Below are 18,293 nucleotides of genomic sequence, written 5' to 3'. Positions count from 1 at the left end.
TACTCCTTATCATTCAACCCCCTTCACCTTCATCTGCAAAGTATACACCGTTTCAGATGCTGTGATAAACAACGTCTTCCTGTCCTTTCCTCCAAAACATAAATTAGCTGTCCATTTTTCCGGAACCGCTATATGCAGGATCTCTTCTCCCTTTGGATTAAATACCGTGATACCATTACCGCAGATATACACATTCCCTTTTTCATCTACTGTCATGCCATCGCCGCCTTTATTTGCAAAAAGCTGTGCGTCAGAAAGTGTGGCGTCTTTATTGATCTTGTATTTATATATTTTATTATCACCGATGTCTGCAACATATAATGTCTTACCATCTTTGGTGCCGGCAATACCATTCGGTTTTTTAATATTGTCTGCCACCATTATGGCTTGTCTTTTACCCGGTGCGAGGAAATAAACCCGTTGTGAATCCAGGTCCGGTTTCTTTCTTTCCCAATATTTACGCTGATAATAAGGATCTGTAAAATAGATACCGCCTTTAGGGGTGATCCAGAGATCATTAGGCCCGTTAAACTTCCTTCCCTGGTAATCCGTCATCAGCACGGTTACTTTGCCGGAAGGGGAGATAGACCACATTTCATTCTTATCATCCGCACAGGCGATCAGGTTGCCTTTTTTATCGAAATACAAACCATTGGACCGGCCGGCACTATCCAGGAAAAGGGAGAGTTTGCCATCTGTGCTATATTTCCAGATCTGGTTATTTGGCTGATCCGTAAAGAATACATTTCCCTGCTTGTCAGGGGCCGGGCCTTCTGTGAAAGAGAATTGTTTGGACACCAGTACCGGTTGTGCATTGTCTGCCACCAGATCAGGGTTTTGCTGGCCGTAAGAATAAGCTGCTAACGTGGAAAGGAGCAGTGTAATGATAATTTTCATAGCTTATTACTATTTTAGAGGACGATTTTGACTAAAATAAACAATATACCTTGCAAATTTCTTCAAAACTTCCAAATACCGGCACCACCATATTCAGTGTAATGAGTGCCCTGGCAAATGAACATAAGGCGGTAAACCTCGGCCAGGGATTCCCGGACTACCCCATGAACGAGGCTTTGGTGGCAAAAGTAAACGAAGCCATGCAGGCAGGGTTTAACCAATATGCCCCCATGCAGGGCCATCTGCCGTTACGGGAAGTACTTGCCGAAAAGGTGCAATACCTCTATGGCACCACCATTAACCCGGATACACAGATCACCATCACACCCGGCGGCACATATGGCATCTATACTTCGCTGACTACCGTTTTGCAGCCCGGAGATGAAGTGATCATCTTTGAACCCGCATACGATAGCTACGTACCTAATGTATTAGTGAATGGCGCCGTGCCGGTACTGATAGAACTGCAATTCCCTGAGTATAAGATTGACTGGGAAGAAGTGCGCAGGAGAATAACGTCCCGCACAAAGTTCATCATGCTCAATACGCCGCATAACCCCACAGGCTCTGTATTAAGCGAAAACGATATTGTACAGCTAAGGTCCATCGTAGAAGGTACCAATATCTTTATACTCAGTGATGAAGTCTACGAACACCTCATCTATGATAACATCCCGCATCAAAGTATCCTCCGTTATCCGGACCTGCTGGAACGCAGTTTCGTGACCTTCTCTTTCGGAAAGTTGTATCATTGCACCGGATGGAAGATGGGTTATTGCATCAGTTCCCCCGCATTGATGCAGGAGTTCAGGAAAGTGCACCAGTATAATTGCTTCTCCTGCCATACCCCATCGCAGGTAGCGCTGGCAGGGTTCCTGAAGGATAAGGATTCCTATTTGCAGCTCAGTAGTTTTATGCAGGCAAAACGGGATCATTTCCGTCAGCTGATGTCTAACACCCGGTTTTCTCCAATGCCCAGTTACGGCAGTTATTTCCAGTGTTACCAGTATAACCGGATCAGTGAAGAAGGCGATGCGGATTTTGCCGTAAGGATCACCAAAGAATTTGGTGTGGCCACCGTACCGGTATCTGCTTTCTATCAATCCGGCAGAGATCATAAAGTGATCCGTTTCTGTTTTGCGAAGAAAGAAGAAACGCTGGAAATGGCCGTAGAGCGATTGATCAAAGTATAATTTTATTCACCCCAAAAAGCAAACCATTGTATGGCAGCTACCACCATTGATGAGGTCATCCTCCAACTGGAACAGTTAATTGAAGAATGTATTAAAACGAACAGCCGCATCGGTTTCTTCGCTTCCCTCTATTACAAAGTAACGGTAAGAGTAAAAGAGGGTATCCTCAACAATGAGTTTGAAGATGGCGCACGCATGGAAAGGCTGGATGTGTTCTTTGCTAACCGCTACCTGGAAGCAGTAGAACAATGGAAACAGAACAAGAAACCTTCCGGCCCCTGGGAATCTGCCTTCCTCGCTACAAAGAAACCCACGGTGATCCTCTTGCAACAATTGCTGCTGGGCATGAATGCACATATCAATTATGACCTGGGCGTAGCTGCTGTGGATTGTGCAGTAGGCCAGGATATCCAGGGTTTACACAAAGACTTTATCAGCATCAATACCATTATCGGTTCACTCACATTTGAAGTCACGAATGCGATCAGCCGGATCTCTCCTTTATTATCACTGGTAGGCATGCATGCCAATAACGGGGAATCCATCCTCATACAATTCAGCATCTCCAATGCGCGGGATGGTGCATGGAGTTTTGCGGAAGAGCTGGCCGGCAAAACAGGCGAGGAGAGAGTGAAATGTTTGGCCGCGAGGGATCAGACCATCAAGAAACTGGCAGACGCACTGAAAAGCCCCAAAGGTTTTGTGAAGATCACCACCTTTATCATCTTCCTGTTTGAATGGAAAAGCCCCCGGAAGATCATCCAGGCTTTATATGATTATAAGAAGAAGTTCTTTCATTATCAAAAGGCTGCATAACTACCAGCCAATCCCATAATCTTCCCCATGGTTGCTGCTGCCGCCCCAAAGGCTGCCATGCACCCGGTCGAAGAAAATGGCATTGATAGGCCCGCTGCTCCGTTCCGTAAAACTGAGCTTATACCCCATGCCCTGTAATGTTGTTCTCGTTTTCTCCGGTGTATTACTGTTGAGCAGGATACTCCCCGGTTTTGGCTGACGCTCTTTTATACTCGTGCCGCCCAGGGATAGCCACAATTGATTGCTATTGATATTCTCCGCTTCTGTAGCCTGTTGCACCGTCATGCCAAATTCTACCATGTTGAGGAAGAACTGTAACAGGTTTTGATCTTGTGTGTCTCCACCCTGCACAGCAAAAGAGAGGAAAGGTTTTCCATCCTTCAATGCCATGGAAGGTGTTAAAGTAACCCGTGGTCTTTTACCTGGCGCTATCACATTAAATGGACTCAAAGCAGAATCCAGTACAAAACTCTGCAAACGCTGGCTCATGCCCACGCCAGTACGCCCTGCAATGCAAGCCGGCATCCATCCGCCACTGGGTGTGATAGAAACTACCCAGCCTTCTTTATCCGCAGCTTCCACACTGGTAGTGCCACGCCATAAACGATCTGCATAAGCACTGTCTGCCTGTTGCAGATAAGCCACTGCATCATGTTTCGGTACAAAGTTGTCTGGTTTTTTATTGCCGGTGGAATCAGTGAAGGCATCTCTTATTGGCAACAGATGTAATAAAGGATTCTTTTTCCCTTCAAAAGGGTAGGGGTCTCCCGGTTGTGTATTGGGATTATTTTTAGTTGGATCAATTTCTTTCGCTCTTTCTTTTGCATAGGCTTTACTCAGCAATCCTTTGATAGGAGGTTTAGGAGAAAAGCGGGGATCGCCATAATAAAAATCCCTGTCTGCAAAGGTGAGGTTCAGGGTTTGATAGATGGTATGAATGTAAGCAGGAGAATTATATCCCATGCTTTTAAGATCAATGTTCTCCAGGATATTGAGCCCTTGCAGTAACATCGGGCCTTGCGTCCACTCCTGTAATTTATATACTTCAATGCCTTTGTAGTTCACGTGCAGCGGCTCTTCTTCAACCGGTTTCCATTTTGCCAGGTCTTCCATCGTGATCAGGCCACCCTGTTCTTTACTGCCTCTTACAAATTCCTGTGCAATATCTCCTTTGTAGAAACGATCATAAGCAGCCATTATAGCTTCTTTACGGCTCTTTTTATTCTTCAGGGCATTCTGTTCCGCTTCTACCATTTTAGTAAGCGTAGCCAGCAGGTCCTTCTGCACAAAGATCTCTCCTGCAGCAGGCGCTACTCTTTTCTCTCCCGGATGGGTGAAGAATACTTTTTTGCTGTAGGGCCATTCTTCAATGTATTTCCTGCCGCGTTCTATACTGTTGGCGGTTTGCGCTTCTATAGGATAACCCGCTGCCAGTTCCATGGCAGGGGCCAGCACTTCTTTCAGACTGAGTGTACCATAATTCGCCAGCATATGGCAAATGCCACCCGGTGTACCTGGTGTGGTAGCAGCCAGCGGACCATATTCCGGTGGAAAACTATACCCTTTCTTTTTAAAGAATTCAACGGTAGCACCTGTAGGAGCAACACCCATGGCATTGATAGCGATCACCTTCCCTGTTTTAGGATTGTAGATCAATGCCTGTGTTTCGCCACCCCAGCTGAGTACATCCCACATGGTGCAGGTAGCAGCCAGCATAGCGCATGCAGCATCCACAGCATTGCCTCCCTTCTGGAAGATCATGGCGCCAGCTGTAGCAGCAAGCGGTTTGCCGGTAATGGCCATCCAGTTTTTACCGTGCAAAGGCGGTTTCTGTGTGGGTTTCTGTTGAGCGTTTAGAAAAGCGGGTATAAGAACCAAAAGGAATAAAAAGCGGTACATGTTCGATTTAGATATGTTGAATACTAAATTAAGAAAATACCCGCCGAATATCAGTAAATTTTAAAGTCCTTTAATTCCTTCAGTCCTGGCGCTTTTTCCAGGGAACGGGTACCCGTTTGGGTAGCACCCAGGAAACCCGTCACTTCATCGTTCACCTGCTTAAAGATCTCCTCGGAATCCTTGCGTATCAGGTCATTAGAGAAATACACGGCTCTTTTAAAAGCAGCCAGCGATTCTTTGGCTGCAGAATAATCTGCCTTGTTCACATCTTCCTGCAATTTCTTGTAAGCACCGGAGATCTCGGGAATGTCAAACCAGTCGTCCCGTTTGGTACTGGTGAACACCTCAAATACAATATAGGGGTAATCGGAAAAGCTGGTTCCATTAGCGTCTGTAATGGCAAAATCTTTCGCTATGCGGATATCATTGATATTTACTTTATCACGATGGGCTGCTATCACGGCATAATAACCTGTTTCTATTTTATTGTATGCCGTAGAGATACCTATTTCCAGTATCGATTCATCAGAAGCACCTGCCAGCAGGTTAATACCTTTTTCAATAGCACCTGCATAAGGAAGCGCGGCACTGATAAAAGTAACACCTGCCAGGGTAGACATTTCACTTAACAGCGAAATAAAAGGTTTAGCCAGGTTAGCTGCTTCAATAGAGAATAAACCGATCTCCACTTCCACATTGCCACCCCTGAAAGGAATGGGTCCCAGTAAAGGTTTATTGAAATTAAGCACATTGTAGATGCGCTTGGAATCCAGTTCCTGTAAATCTCCCGGGGTGGTTACCACATTGAACTTTGCTTTCCCGGAACGATGCAATAAAGAGATATAACTATGCACAGCGCCATAATAAGTTTTCAGCCCTCTGCGCGCATACCCTATCCGCATGGATTTCAGATAAATGTGCAGGTATTCTTCATCTCTTTTTACTTCCCGCAGTTCAACATCATTCGGTGTCTGCGCAGCCGGGATCTTTCCGTAGAACCACTCCTGTGGTTTTTTCTTGAACACGTCAGTTATCCATGACATAGTACACGTTTTATATGGTTAGTACATTAAATTATGTGCTTTATAAACAGAGTCCGCCCAGATCCAGCAGGAATATTCTGGTTGCTGGTTGATAGCAGTTCTGTAAAAAGAGAATCCCATTACCTTGCCATCCCGGTCTATCAATGCTGCGCCGGAATCCCCGGGATTGGTTTCAGGCGCCGTCATTACTTTTAACTGGCTATATGGTAATACACAGGGAATATCAGGAGACAAACCCGTAATAATAGTTTGTTTGAAACCAGAGGTAATGCCCTGGAAAGTAACAGGATCATATGGCCTGGGGCAGAGACCGGATAAGGTACCGCCTATATTATTGAAAGCAGACTTTACAACGGGCTGGTCAAAAACCGCAAAACAACTGTCTGATATCTGGTCTGTAGAAACGATCTGCGCGCTTTCATCATTGATATAGATCTGCGTAGTATTGATAAGGATGTCTTTTACGGAATGCCAGGCTACCGTAGCGCCAAATCTTCCCTGGTTATCTGAAGTAAAGATGCCTGCGGTAGAAAGCGGTTTGCCGCCAATGGCAGCAGTAACTACAGGACAGGGAGAACCAAGCGTGGTAAGGAGCGTATCCGTATAAACAATTTCGGGTTTTGTTGCAAATATCATCTGCATGTTCATCTTCCGGTTGATCTCTATCGCATAATCTTCATCTACCTGACTGATGATTTCCTGCAAATACCCTGTATTATCTACCTGTTTTAGATCGTTTTGCATTTGATGCCGCCAGAGCGCATAACCCTCCAGCAGATCTTCCTTATCTGTTTCGTCCACCAGGGAAATGGACCGCGGTTCCATTTCGTTCGGACCAAAAAGCACTAAGCTATATTGTGCATTACCATGAGGAACAACATACATTTCAGCATCAATGGGTATTCCCATAGCCCTGATCATGATCTGCCAGAAGAAACTCGCCAGCAGGTTCTCCGTTTTTCCTTCATTCCGGATGATATCATGTAGTTTTCCACCTGTTTTAGTTTGCAGGAACTGGCCATAACCATTGTCAGGGGTAGTGAGAGAAGTAGTAAACTCGCTCAGGTTCATATCAGAAACTTTTGGGGTTGTCAGTAATACCCTTAAAAGTTAATCAATATTAGAAGAACAGGCAAATTATTTCAATACCACCACTTTGCTCTTATGGATGATCACGCCGGTTTCCCTGTGGTAGATCACCAGGAAGTAAGTAGCTGCCGGCAACCCGGTAACATCTATATCAGCCTCATATTCTATGTTAAACTGCCGCAGTACCTGCCCCCATGTATTCGTGAGCTGCATGCCCATATTGCTGAGGTATCCATTCACCCGCACCTTGAACTTGCCATAGTTAGGGTTGGGGAATACCAGCACATCCCGCTGCGGCGGCACAGGCCTGATCTCTGAATACAGGATAGTACCATCTCTTAACACTGCCTTCAGGCGGTAATAACTCCAACCCCGGAAACCATTAAGATCAAGTGTGTTATAATCCAGTGCACGCAATTCATTGATGGCAGTACCTTTTGAGGCTACTTCACCCACTTTCTTAAAAGTGGTTTCATTTTCCAGCCTTCTTTCAATTTCAAAACGAAGGTTGTTCACTTCGTACCAGGTGGTCCATAATAATCCCACAGAACCGGGATTGAGCCGGTCTGCTTCAAAACGAAGGATCAGCAATTTAGTGCCTTCAATACTTTTGCGGGTAGCTTTAGCAAAATATTCATTCGCACCGGCATCTAATTGTACCGCATGTTTAGTGGCTGCCTGCTGCATGGTGCTTGTACTGAGATCACCGGTTGATGTAGTGGTGATCTGTTCTTCCCATGCATTATTTTCGAAGTGGTTCACAAAACTATTTGCACGGCTCGCCATGTAAGTGGCGGATTCCGCAGTATTCATATGTTGAAAGGATAAAGAAAGAGGAGTACCGTTCCTCCCGCTCATCCTGCCTATATTCCATGTTTTATAAATAAAAGTATCCGGCATTGCATTACCGGAAACGGCGTATTGATATACATTATCAAACACCCTTGCGCGGAAAGTTTCCGTAGCGCCCTGGTTTTGCAGGGAAGCTGGCGCATAATTATTTTCATCCGTACCTATCGGGAAAGTAAGTGCATTGCCGCGCAGATAAAGATATCCGCCTGCAATTGCCGTTCCCGTTACCACAAATCGCCTGTCACTGTAACCTGTAATATTACCGGCGGAAAGGTTCCAGCCGTTTAAGAAGAAATGCCCGTTCTGAAAATGAAGATTGTTGCGTACACTGGCATCCTGCAGATCACCCAGTTCAACTCCTGCTGCATTATCTATCATCAGGTTGGGGAAACTGCCGCCACTATTGGCTGCCATATTGTAGCCACCATAGAGTGTTTGACGGCCAGTGTTACCAGCAAACCGGAACATGCCACCTGTGCCGGTAAAACCACCCGCACTTTCATCCGTTAATACAGCGCCGGTGCCATTGGTCCATTGTTTGCCAAGGAAATAGAGATTGGACCCGGGAGCAGACCCCAGTAATCCATCATTCAAAGTATTCTGCCAGAAGGTTACCGGCAACGTACCTGAAATAGCTACCTTGCCACCGGCAGGGATATAGATCCCCTGCTGGGCGAGGCTGCTTTGCAGGCAGCAGCAGATAAAGAATAGAATGGGCAGAAAAGATTTCATGAGTATTTATTAAAGAGCAGTAGTAGTAACGTTCAACAGTATTAACCAGCGGGTGCCAATAGATTGTACTTTTATCACACCATTTACAGTAAGCGCAACAGGAGTACCTTTCAGTTCTCCGGGTCCGGCAAGATTAACAGTACCAGTGCCACTTCCGGTATATTCCCGTACGATGGTATATTCCCTGCCAATGCAACTATTGGCTGCTGGAAGTGTGGCAGTCATTGCACCGCTGCCGTTGTTTCGCCTGAACACCACCACATTGTGTGTTTCATTCAATGTAACATTCCCGGGTGTCAAAACAGTAACACTGCTGGCATAGGAGCCACCTCCGTGTAAAGTACTGGTAGGAACATTGGTACCTACGCCCAACCTGTCATTCGCATTATCCCAGAATAATTTGTCTGCCTGTTGTTTTACTTCTGTATTGGAATCAGATGTTTTTTCTGCAAAGATCAATCCCCCTGTAACCAGGTTAAGATCACCATTCATGGTTACTACCTTATACCAGATGTTTCCGGCAGTGTGTGTTAAGGGAGCAGTGTTACCTGCCCATTCTTTAACGGCCAGTGTACTCTTGTCAAAATATAACTGTGTGGTGAAACCGCCTCCTTTGAAAGACAATATGTTCCATGAGGCAGCGTCAGTACCAAGGGGGCCATTGGCAACAGTGCCGGTTACCGGGCTGGCCCATATCTTCATCCTGGCGTCATCATCCGGCGCATCAGCATTATAGGCATTGTTATCCGGCAGTGTTCCATAAGTAACACCGGCACCATTATCCTCAGTAGGTTCCCAGAGATTGGTGGTACCATTCCATTTCAATACATCTCCCGTAACTGGTGCTGTAATCGCCACATTACGGTTTTGGATCTTATTGGCGTTCCATATATTGGCGGTGTAATCACCTACTTTTTCCCAGGCGCCGTTGCGTTTATTATACATGATCTGTTCTCCGCCATCATTGACGAACACCAGCATGCCATTATCCGCATTGAATAATTTGCCCCCCGTAAGGATCTGTGATTTAAGTACGCGTGGTAAAAGCAGGCCCTGGTTAGAGCTGTTTAATTCCAGCACCGCGTCTTTTTTTACAACGGAAGGATTATCGCCTAATTTCAATTGCTGGGCAGCAGCGGGAAGGGAAGATAGTAACAAGCCGCAATACAGGGCTGTAAGGAATTTCATAGTGAGAATGTTAGATCAAGAGGAATAAATAGAGGGGTCGGCCGATTTGTTCAGCCAACCCCTGTTAATTATTTTCTGATGATGTACCAGTTAGTTCCGTCTGATTGAATAGTAATAAATGTCCAGTCATTGTAGATAACAAAGTTAGCGCCGCCTTCAATTAAAGCAGTACCATTCGGTGTAACCGTTACTTCTTTGTCAATACCGCCGGTACCGATCTTTTTGATCGTGTACATCCGGCCAACTGCTGCTGGTGGTAAATTAATGATCAGGGAAGAAGCGGTAGCGTTTGCCAGGATGGTATTGTCTTTATCCGTAAGCAGGTAACCTGAGGTATTCACTGATTTAATAGCAGTTGCCATTGAACCTTCTACGTTTAAAGTAGAGTTACCCGTAGTAGCAGTACCCACCGTTACATTCGCAGCAAAGTTCTTATCACCGCCAAAAGCCTGTGTGGCAGTAGAAACACCACCCGGATTGGTAGCATCCGCAGCATGCAGGATGATCTCATTCTGATCTGTTCCGCCAATGCTTAAACCTTTTGCATCTGCAGTGGTAGAGAATACACCCGCAACGATCTGCTTCTGGGAAGCATCCAGTTTCTCCCAGTCTGCCAGGGAAAGCAAACCGCGTGTGATGCCTGTACCTGCTGTTGGGATATTAATGATATGTTCACCCGTAGTGGTGTTGGTGGCAACGTTAAGATCCGTGCCGGCAGAACCTGCTACCAATGTCTGATCAGCTGCGGAAGATCCGTTAAAGGTGGAAACCACTGTGTTAAACGCAGCGGCAGACATCGTTCTGCGGTTCACCGCACCGGTTGCCTGGTCTATCACCAGTACTTCTACCAATGTTGTGCTGGCAGCTACGTTATGCAGGTTTACATTGTTCGCAATGTCCAGGCTGTTAGCTGTAACAGAACCACTTACCTTGGTATTACCGGTTACATCCAGTTTTTCCGTTGGTGCAGCGTTTCCGATACCTACTTTCCCGTCTGAAGCCACACGCATGGCTTCTGCGTTATTTGTCTTTACAATAACAGCAGCGGCGTTAGTAGATCCGATAAAATCTATGGCATCGTTCACCGCATTACCGGCACGATTCCAGTTCAATGCAGATTCATCAAGGGTGGCCAATTTTACCCAGGCTGCATTCTTACGCAGGTAAAGTACCTGGTCCTGTTTGGTAAGACTTTCCACGATTACGATCATACCATCTGGCGCCGCATTCAAAGGCACCGCTGTTAGCATACCAAGCTGTACACGCGGAAGCAAGAGACCCTGACGGTCACTTTCTAATTCCAATACAGATGCTTTGTTGATTGAGTAGGGCTTATCACCCACCTTCATTTGTGCGTTAGCGTTAGAGCCAACAATGAAACTACCGGCCACGAAAATTGCGCGCGCGGCAAAGCGTAGATAACTATTCATAGGAACAGAATAAAGGGATAAATAGGATTATATAAAATAAAAAGAAACGACTTGTCTTAAACTGATTTGTTCACTAATACGTGGAGAAGGGGCTGCCATCCTTCCAAATACTTAAAAACCATGTGATCTCTTACATTGTACAAATATATAAAATTATAATATATTAGGAGTACTACTTATGTGTTATTTCTTTTGCAGCAAAAAAAAGCCCCAGCCCGTGTTTACAAGGCTGGGGCAGAAATATTTAGAAGATCCTATGCTGCTACTTTGTTATTATCTTTTACTTTCTGCGGCACTCCCCGGATATCCCATACAATACCCAATAAGCCCAGCGTACGGATCACATAATAAGTGATGTCTATCTCCCACCAATAAAAACCCTGTCGCGTAGCACTCTGATAATAGTGGTGGTTGTTATGCCATCCCTCACCGAGTGTTATCAACGCCAGCACCAGGTTATTTTTGGATTCATCACCCGTTTTGTAACGGGGCTTGCCAATTTTGTGCATGAGGGAGTTAATGGTGAACGTTCCGTGGAACAACAATATGGTGCTCAGGAAGAAACCAATGAACAAAGTAGAGAGTCCGGCAGACCAATCGAACCAACCTGCGCCATTTACTTTATTACCAATGAAATACACCACGGCGGCCAGGATAACCGGCGGCACCCAATGGTATTTATTCAGCCAGAAAAGTTCTTTTTCTTTTACATCCTTGATCAGGTCAAAACGGGTAGGTTTATGTTCCGGCCCCATGATCCAGCCAATGTGTGCATACCAGAATCCGTAGATCTTGGCAGAATGCGGATCTTCTGGTGTATCACTGTGTTTATGGTGAATGCGGTGATTAGCTGCCCACCAGATAGCGCCTTTCTGAAAACTCGATTGTGCGCCAAATGCCAGTATGAATTGAAAGAACCGCGAGGTCTTGTACGATCGGTGAGAAAAATACCGGTGATAACCACCCGTTACAAAAAACATGCGCACCACATACAGTACGCCACATAAAATCCAGTCGAATGCCGTTACATGCGTGAAAATTGCCAGCAGGGGAACCAGGTGAATACCTATGAAGTCCATTTCGTGCAGCCAACTTATCTTTTTCCTTTTTGCCAGGGTAGTATCCATAACCCAAAAGTATAACCCTATTTTTAAATGACCAATGATTTAAATCAATCCACAAGACGGCGGAAGGCCTGCTGGATAACGAACAGGCTGTTTTTTAACATTAAGTTAACGATTGTGCGTGTAGGATAAAGTCCGTTTATCACTTGTAAACGCACTTCAAAATATAAGTCTACAAATTTCATAGACTAACTTGGTTATATTGTTAAACGTCTATACATTTGCATCGTAAACAAGGTGCATTCCCCGGCATAGGGGGATGTGTACTAACTATGCTGTAATTGGGAAAGAGCCAGCTAGCTCTTCCTTTTCTTCTTTCATAAGCAATACAGGAAAAATTAGCGGTCGGTTGACCGCCCGGAAATCTATTGCCTTAAAAATCTGATCATGAAAACATTTACATGCTTAATGACATTGCTGTTTGCATTGCAGTGGGCCCAGGCACAGGAAAAACGTGTACAGGGTACCGTCCGTTCCGGTGACAATGTTGCACTGCCTGGTGCCAGCGTTCGCCTGAAAGGCACACAAACCGGAGCCGTAACGGATGCTTCCGGACATTTCTCACTAACAGTACCGGATAAAAGGGCTGTTTTAGTTTTTAGCTATACCGGTTTCCAGACACAGGAAGTACCTGTTTCTGATACTTCTTTAAATATTACGCTCTCAGGCGCGGCCACACTGAATGAAGTATTGGTCGTAGCATATGGCACGGCTAATAAGATATCTTACACAGGCTCTGCTTCCACTGTAAGTGCCAAAGACCTGGAAAGACAACAGGTATCCAGCATCAGCAGAGCTTTGCAGGGTACAGTGCCCGGTGTGCAATCTGTTTCCTCTGCCGGCCAGCCGGGTAGTAATGCTACTATCCGCATCAGGGGGATCGGTTCTATCAATGCTTCCAGTGATCCTTTATATGTAGTGGATGGCGTTCCTTTTTCCGGTAATATTAATTCTATCAATCCCGCTGATATTCAATCCATCAGTGTATTGAAAGATGCAGCCGCCAGTGCGTTGTACGGTTCCCGTGCAGCAAATGGTGTGATCATTATCGCCACTAAACAAGGTCGCCTCAATTCCAAACCAGTAGTAACCCTTAGTGCCAGCACCGGTTATTCTTCCCGTGCGGTGAAAGACTATGATAAACTGGATGCAAAAGAATATTTCGAAATGCAATGGGAAGCACTTCGGAATAAACAACTGGACCTTGGCAGAACATCGGCCCAGGCTGCTCAATACGCAACAGATAATGTAGTGAGTACGTTAAAGATCAATCCTTTCGGTTCAGCATATCCGGCACCTATTGGTACTGACGGTAAATTAGTGGCAGGCGCAAAGGCTTTATGGACAGATGATTGGGGCAAATCCACCCAACGCACGGGCATCCGTCAGCAGATAGATCTGAATGTAAGTGGTGGTAGCGAACAAAGTAAATACTTTGTATCTGCAGGTTACCTGAATGATGATGGATTCATTATCGGCTCCGGTTATACCCGTTATAATGGCCGTGTGAATTATACCACCAAAGTGAATAAATGGTTTGAAACAGGTGTGAACGTAGCGCTCAGTTCTGCCAAACAGGATGCACCACCACAAAGTGATAGCGATCAGGGTAACCTCGCCAACTTCGGGCGTATTGTATCCAATATCTATCCTATCTACGAAAGGAATGCGGACGGCACTTTAAAGCTGGATCAAAATGGCAATTCGGTGTACGACTTCGGTAATTATCGTCCCAGTTCCGCAGCTACAGGTTATAACCTGCTTGGTTCTTCCGTATTGAATAAATACCTGAGCCGTTTGGATAACCTCACCTTCCGTGGTTATGTGCAGATCAATATCCTTGAGAATTTGAAACTGAAGAGCAGCATCAATGCGGATTACAACAACACCTTAACGCATACTTACAACAACCCCATATTAGGCGGATCGGTAAGCACCCGTGGTTCTGTAAGCAAAGGTGATACCCGTTTCCTTGCTTACACAGTGAACAATATCCTCGATTATACTTTCAGTTTGCAACACCAGCATCATTTTAATGTGCTGGCAGGGCAGGAGGTATATATCCTGAACACTTCTTCACTTTCCGGCAGCAAGAGTAACTTTGGTTTTGTGGGTAAAGATGAACCCAATGCTGCTTCCTTATTAACAGGTTTCAGTGGCAGCTCTGATAACTACAAACTCGCCAGTTATCTCGCCAAGGTAGATTATAATTTTGCAGATAAATATTTCTTGTCCGGTAGCTTCCGGAGAGACGGATCTTCCCGTTTCCATCCGGATTCCCGCTGGGGTAATTTCTGGTCTGTAGGTGCATCCTGGAATGTTACGAGGGAAGATTTCTTCCATGCACCTTCCTGGTTGGATGTATTGAAAGTACGGGCCAGTTATGGTGCACAGGGTAATGATAACCTCGGTGGTTATTACCAGTACCAGGATCTGTATTCCATTTATAACAGCCTTGGAGAAGCAGGGCTGATCACTTCCCGCCTCCCCACACCGGGTCTTAAATGGGAAACTAACCTGAACTTTAATGCAGGAGTAGATGTAGCATTCCTGAAAAACAGGATCATTCTTTCCGCAGAATATTTTGAACGCAGCTCCAAGGACCTGTTATATCAAAGGCCGCTTGCACCATCACTGGGTTTCCCGGCGATTGACGATAACATCGGTTCTCTTACCAATAAAGGATGGGAATTGCAATTGCAAACTACGCCTGTTATCACGAAGGATTTCAAATGGGATGTGGGTGTGAACCTCAGCCATTTCAAAAATGAAATTACTTCCCTGCCGGCAAAAGAAATTGTACCGGCCAACACTTCCGTGATAGGCCCCACCAAGAAACTAACAGTAGGTGGTTCCGTATATGATTTCTTTATCCGCGAATGGGCGGGTGTTGATCCCGCAACGGGTTCGCCTTTATGGTATAAGAACACTTATGAAACATTGCCGAACGGAGAAAGAAAGATCACCGGCCGCACCACTACCAATGTATATGCACAGGCAGATCAATATATAGTAGGAAGTTCCTTACCTGATCTCACAGGTGGTATCAACACCGTACTGAATTACAAAGGCATTGAACTGAGTGCTTTACTCGCCTTCAGCATTGGTGGCAAGATCCTGGATTACGACCGGGTGATGTTATCCCACAGTGGTAACAGTACCGGCCGTACCTGGAGCAAAGAGATCTTAAACCGCTGGACACCGGATAACAAGAACACAGATGTTCCGCGACTCACTACTGATGCAACTAACTGGAACAGTGCCTCCACCCGTTTCCTGTATGATGCTTCTTACGCCAGGCTCCGTAACGTTGGGCTGAGTTATGCTTTGCCCGCCAGCTGGACCTCCCGCCTGCGTTTGCAACAGATCAGGGTATACACGAGAGGAGAGAACCTTCTTACTTTTTATAAACAGGATGGATTGGATCCTGAGCAGGCACTGGATGGTGTAACCTTCTACCGTTACCCTGCACAGAAAACATTCTCTTTCGGTTTTGATGTTTCATTCTAAAAGATATTACGATGTCAAGGATCAATATATTACTACTTACAGGAGCCGTGTTATTACTGGCAGCTTGTAATAAATCATTCTTCGAAACATCTCCTTCCGGTAGTTTAACCGGTAAAGAGCTGTACGCATCTACCAAGAACATTGATGCACTGGTGAACGGTACCATTCGTACCATCATGGAGAGTTCCACTTCCCAGGATAATCCCGGCTATTCTGCTATCACCCTTTCCCAGGAAGCAATGGGCGGAGACGCTGTATTGCGGGACGGGGTATATGGTTTCCTGGCTACTTACGGTTTCCTGGACCCTTCTGATAACACTACCCGCCGTGCACTTTTCTTCTGGACGTTCCAGTATAAAGTGATCGACAACTGTAATAACATCATCGCTTATGTGGATGCTGCTGCGGGAACAGACAGTGAGAAGAAATTCCTCAAAGGCCAGGCGCTTGCATTACGTGCCTTCACATATCTGAACCTCGTACGCCAGTACCAGTTCACTTATGCAAAAGACAGGAATGCGAAAGGTGTGCCTTTATATACTACACCCACTAATCCTGATTCCAAACCGCAACCAAGAGCAACCGTGGCTGCCATTTATGATCAGGTGATTGCAGACCTGAGAGAAGCAGACGGATTGCTGCAGGGCTTCAGTCGCTTAGTAAAGAACCGTCCTAATCAACAAGTGGTAAGAGGTTTGCTGGCACGTGCTTTCCTTACACAGGAGAACTGGGATTCTGCTGCTGTCCGCGCAAAACAAGCCCGCGTAGGTTATCCCATCATGGAACCCATTGAATACCTCAAAGGTTTCAATGATGTAAGTAACATAGAATGGATCTGGGGCCATCCGCAGGCTACAGACCAAAACCTGGGTGGCGCTTCTTACTTCGCCTATATTGATGTAACCCCTCCAACCGGTTACAGAAGTGTAATGGCTGATCCTCACTTCAGGGAGATCTTCACAGATGGAGATGTGCGCAAAACATTGTTCAAACCAGTAGCCGATACAACTGATCCTTTGCTGGGATGGCTGAAGTATACCAAGTTCGTGAATAAAACAGATCAGTCCGGGCACATTGTATTAATGCGTTCATCTGAAATGGTATTGATAGAAGCAGAAAGTAAAGCCAGGCTGAATCAGACCTCAGACGCCTTCATTGCACTGAATGAATTAAGGGTGAAAAGAAGTCTGCCAGCCCTGCTGGATGGTTCACTCACGCAGCCGCAATTAATAGAAGAAATATTGAAAGAAAGAAGAAGAGAATTATGGGGCGAGGGTTTTGCATTGCCGGATATCCTGCGTTTGCAACAAAAACTGGTACGTGTGCCTTCCACAGAGATAATCAAAGTTCCGAAGGCAGATGGCACGTTCAAGGATGTGCTTTTAAAAGGCCATCACCAGCTGAAGTTCCCTGACAAAACGGATTTCGTTCCAAACAGCCAGTACTATCTCTTCTCCATTCCTATTAATGAACTCAACTCTAATCCAAACTTATGATACGTTCGCTTTTAAGTATCGTTTTGCTCTCAGGCGCTTTAACAGCTACTGCGCAGATCACTGGCACTGTGAAAGATGTAAACACTGGCAAGGTATACCTGCAACGTTTTGCAAATAAAATGTTCTTTACCATAGATTCCAGTAAAATAGAGAATGGTAAATTTCATTTTAAGAAGAAGCTCCCGGTGCCTGAGTTATACGGCCTCACACTCAACTCTGCCGGTAGTAATCCGTTATTTGTTTTTATAGAAGATAAGCCGATAGAAGTGGAACTGGATTCTGTTGCCTACTACAGCAAGTCTGTAGTGAAAGGCTCTGCCGCACAGGACCTCTTCACTACTTACAGGAACAGCCGTAATGTTAAAGTGGATGAATTCATTAAAGCGAATCCATCTTCCATTGTGTCTGCTTATGTATTATACCGTGATTTCTCTTACCGTTTAACGCCGGATGAGATCGATAACAATGTAAAACTGCTAAGCCCTTCGCTGCAAAACACCCAATATGTGAACGTATTGAGGGAACTTTCCCCCACTTTGCGTAAAGTAGGCGTCGGTGAAAAGGCGCCTGATTTTACACTGGCAGATACAAACGGTAAACCGGTGAAATTCTCCTCCCATTTAGGTGGTAAATATGTGTTACTCGATTTCTGGGCAGGCTGGTGCGGCCCTTGCAGAAGAGAGAATCCCAACCTGGTGCGAACATATGAAAAGTACAAAGACAAAGGCTTTGATATCTTCGCGGTGAGCCTGGATAACAAGAAAGAGCAATGGATAAAAGCCATCGCAGATGATAAACTCACCTGGACGCATGTATCCGATATTAAATTCTGGGACAGTGCGCCTGCAAAGTTATATGGTGTAAGGGCCATCCCTTCCAATGTATTGATCGGCCCGGATGGAAAGATCGTAGCGCGGAACCTCAGGGGAAAGCAACTAGAAGAAACGCTTGCAACGCTATTGAAATAAAAACAAAAAGGTCCCGACGAGAATCGGGACCTTTTCATTTATGTTGATTGATGCGA

General features: G+C 45.5%; 13 protein-coding genes. 5 read left to right on the top strand and 8 right to left on the bottom strand.

Annotated features, from left to right (window positions below):
• Positions 1–9 precede the first annotated feature (9 nt).
• The gene (locus GFS24_RS25905; protein WP_153664824.1) at positions 10–897 is read right to left on the bottom strand and encodes an SMP-30/gluconolactonase/LRE family protein; all 888 of its coding nucleotides are present in this window, start codon (positions 895–897) and stop codon (positions 10–12) included.
• A 50-nt stretch (positions 898–947) separates the two neighbouring features.
• Between GFS24_RS25905 and GFS24_RS25900 the strand changes: the two genes are divergently transcribed.
• Together GFS24_RS25900 and GFS24_RS25895 are read left to right on the top strand one after the other, a co-directional pair.
• Complete coding sequence (locus GFS24_RS25900) at positions 948–2,090, top strand: methionine aminotransferase (protein ID WP_153664822.1); 1,143 nt, start codon at positions 948–950, stop codon at positions 2,088–2,090.
• 30 nt (positions 2,091–2,120) lie between these two features.
• Complete coding sequence (locus tag GFS24_RS25895) at positions 2,121–2,906, top strand: DUF5995 family protein (protein ID WP_153664820.1); 786 nt, start codon at positions 2,121–2,123, stop codon at positions 2,904–2,906.
• Here GFS24_RS25895 and GFS24_RS25890 read toward each other — a convergent pair whose 3' ends face one another.
• The 7 genes from GFS24_RS25890 to GFS24_RS25860 form a co-directional block, all read right to left on the bottom strand.
• A complete protein-coding gene (locus tag GFS24_RS25890; RefSeq protein ID WP_153664818.1) occupies positions 2,907–4,805 on the bottom strand; it encodes a gamma-glutamyltransferase family protein in 1,899 nt (632 codons plus the stop codon).
• Positions 4,806–4,855: 50 nt separating this feature from the next.
• Positions 4,856–5,848: a hypothetical protein gene (locus GFS24_RS25885; RefSeq protein ID WP_153664816.1), complete on the bottom strand. Its 993-nt coding sequence runs from the start codon at positions 5,846–5,848 to the stop codon at positions 4,856–4,858.
• 18 nt (positions 5,849–5,866) lie between these two features.
• On the bottom strand, positions 5,867–6,919 hold the full coding sequence (locus tag GFS24_RS25880) for a hypothetical protein (protein WP_153664814.1): 1,053 nt from the start codon (positions 6,917–6,919) through the stop codon (positions 5,867–5,869).
• A 66-nt stretch (positions 6,920–6,985) separates the two neighbouring features.
• The gene (locus GFS24_RS25875) at positions 6,986–8,521 is read right to left on the bottom strand and encodes a T9SS type A sorting domain-containing protein (protein WP_153664812.1); all 1,536 of its coding nucleotides are present in this window, start codon (positions 8,519–8,521) and stop codon (positions 6,986–6,988) included.
• Positions 8,522–8,530: 9 nt separating this feature from the next.
• Positions 8,531–9,709, bottom strand: coding sequence for a hypothetical protein (locus tag GFS24_RS25870; protein WP_153664810.1), 1,179 nt, complete (start codon positions 9,707–9,709; stop codon positions 8,531–8,533).
• A gap of 68 nt (positions 9,710–9,777) precedes the next feature.
• Positions 9,778–11,139: a hypothetical protein gene (locus tag GFS24_RS25865; RefSeq protein WP_153664808.1), complete on the bottom strand. Its 1,362-nt coding sequence runs from the start codon at positions 11,137–11,139 to the stop codon at positions 9,778–9,780.
• A gap of 254 nt (positions 11,140–11,393) precedes the next feature.
• Positions 11,394–12,266 (bottom strand): acyl-CoA desaturase, encoded by an 873-nt coding sequence (locus tag GFS24_RS25860; RefSeq protein ID WP_153664806.1) that lies wholly within the window; start codon positions 12,264–12,266, stop codon positions 11,394–11,396.
• Between the two features lie 384 nt (positions 12,267–12,650).
• On the opposite strand from GFS24_RS25860, the gene GFS24_RS25855 reads away from it, so the two are divergent.
• The 3 genes from GFS24_RS25855 to GFS24_RS25845 are packed head-to-tail and all read left to right on the top strand — an operon-like array spanning position 12,651 to position 18,237.
• Positions 12,651–15,773: a TonB-dependent receptor gene (locus GFS24_RS25855; RefSeq protein ID WP_153664804.1), complete on the top strand. Its 3,123-nt coding sequence runs from the start codon at positions 12,651–12,653 to the stop codon at positions 15,771–15,773.
• 11 nt (positions 15,774–15,784) lie between these two features.
• Complete coding sequence (locus GFS24_RS25850; RefSeq protein ID WP_153664802.1) at positions 15,785–17,269, top strand: RagB/SusD family nutrient uptake outer membrane protein; 1,485 nt, start codon at positions 15,785–15,787, stop codon at positions 17,267–17,269.
• A complete protein-coding gene (locus tag GFS24_RS25845) occupies positions 17,266–18,237 on the top strand; it encodes a TlpA disulfide reductase family protein (protein WP_153664800.1) in 972 nt (323 codons plus the stop codon). The genes GFS24_RS25850 and GFS24_RS25845 overlap by 4 nt, the downstream gene beginning before the upstream one ends.
• Positions 18,238–18,293: the final 56 nt, after the last annotated feature.

It is taken from the genome of Chitinophaga sp. SYP-B3965 (genome assembly GCF_009647655.1).
Taxonomy (GTDB): Bacteria; Bacteroidota; Bacteroidia; order Chitinophagales; family Chitinophagaceae; genus Chitinophaga.
Note: the sequence above shows the minus strand (reverse complement) of the source record. Positions and strands in the feature narration are given on the sequence as shown.

Bases quoted from the DNA above. Each gene is read 5' to 3' on its own strand.
- GFS24_RS25905 (WP_153664824.1), bottom strand. From the start codon at position 897: ATGAAAATTATCATTACACTGCTCCTTTCCACGTTAGCAGCTTATTCT.
- GFS24_RS25895 (WP_153664820.1), top strand. From the start codon at position 2,121: ATGGCAGCTACCACCATTGATGAGGTCATCCTCCAACTGGAACAGTTA.
- GFS24_RS25890 (WP_153664818.1), bottom strand. From the start codon at position 4,805: ATGTACCGCTTTTTATTCCTTTTGGTTCTTATACCCGCTTTTCTAAAC.
- GFS24_RS25885 (WP_153664816.1), bottom strand. From the start codon at position 5,848: ATGTCATGGATAACTGACGTGTTCAAGAAAAAACCACAGGAGTGGTTC.
- GFS24_RS25880 (WP_153664814.1), bottom strand. From the start codon at position 6,919: ATGAACCTGAGCGAGTTTACTACTTCTCTCACTACCCCTGACAATGGT.
- GFS24_RS25875 (WP_153664812.1), bottom strand. From the start codon at position 8,521: ATGAAATCTTTTCTGCCCATTCTATTCTTTATCTGCTGCTGCCTGCAA.
- GFS24_RS25870 (WP_153664810.1), bottom strand. From the start codon at position 9,709: ATGAAATTCCTTACAGCCCTGTATTGCGGCTTGTTACTATCTTCCCTT.
- GFS24_RS25865 (WP_153664808.1), bottom strand. From the start codon at position 11,139: ATGAATAGTTATCTACGCTTTGCCGCGCGCGCAATTTTCGTGGCCGGT.
- GFS24_RS25860 (WP_153664806.1), bottom strand. From the start codon at position 12,266: ATGGATACTACCCTGGCAAAAAGGAAAAAGATAAGTTGGCTGCACGAA.
- GFS24_RS25855 (WP_153664804.1), top strand. From the start codon at position 12,651: ATGAAAACATTTACATGCTTAATGACATTGCTGTTTGCATTGCAGTGG.
- GFS24_RS25850 (WP_153664802.1), top strand. From the start codon at position 15,785: ATGTCAAGGATCAATATATTACTACTTACAGGAGCCGTGTTATTACTG.
- GFS24_RS25845 (WP_153664800.1), top strand. From the start codon at position 17,266: ATGATACGTTCGCTTTTAAGTATCGTTTTGCTCTCAGGCGCTTTAACA.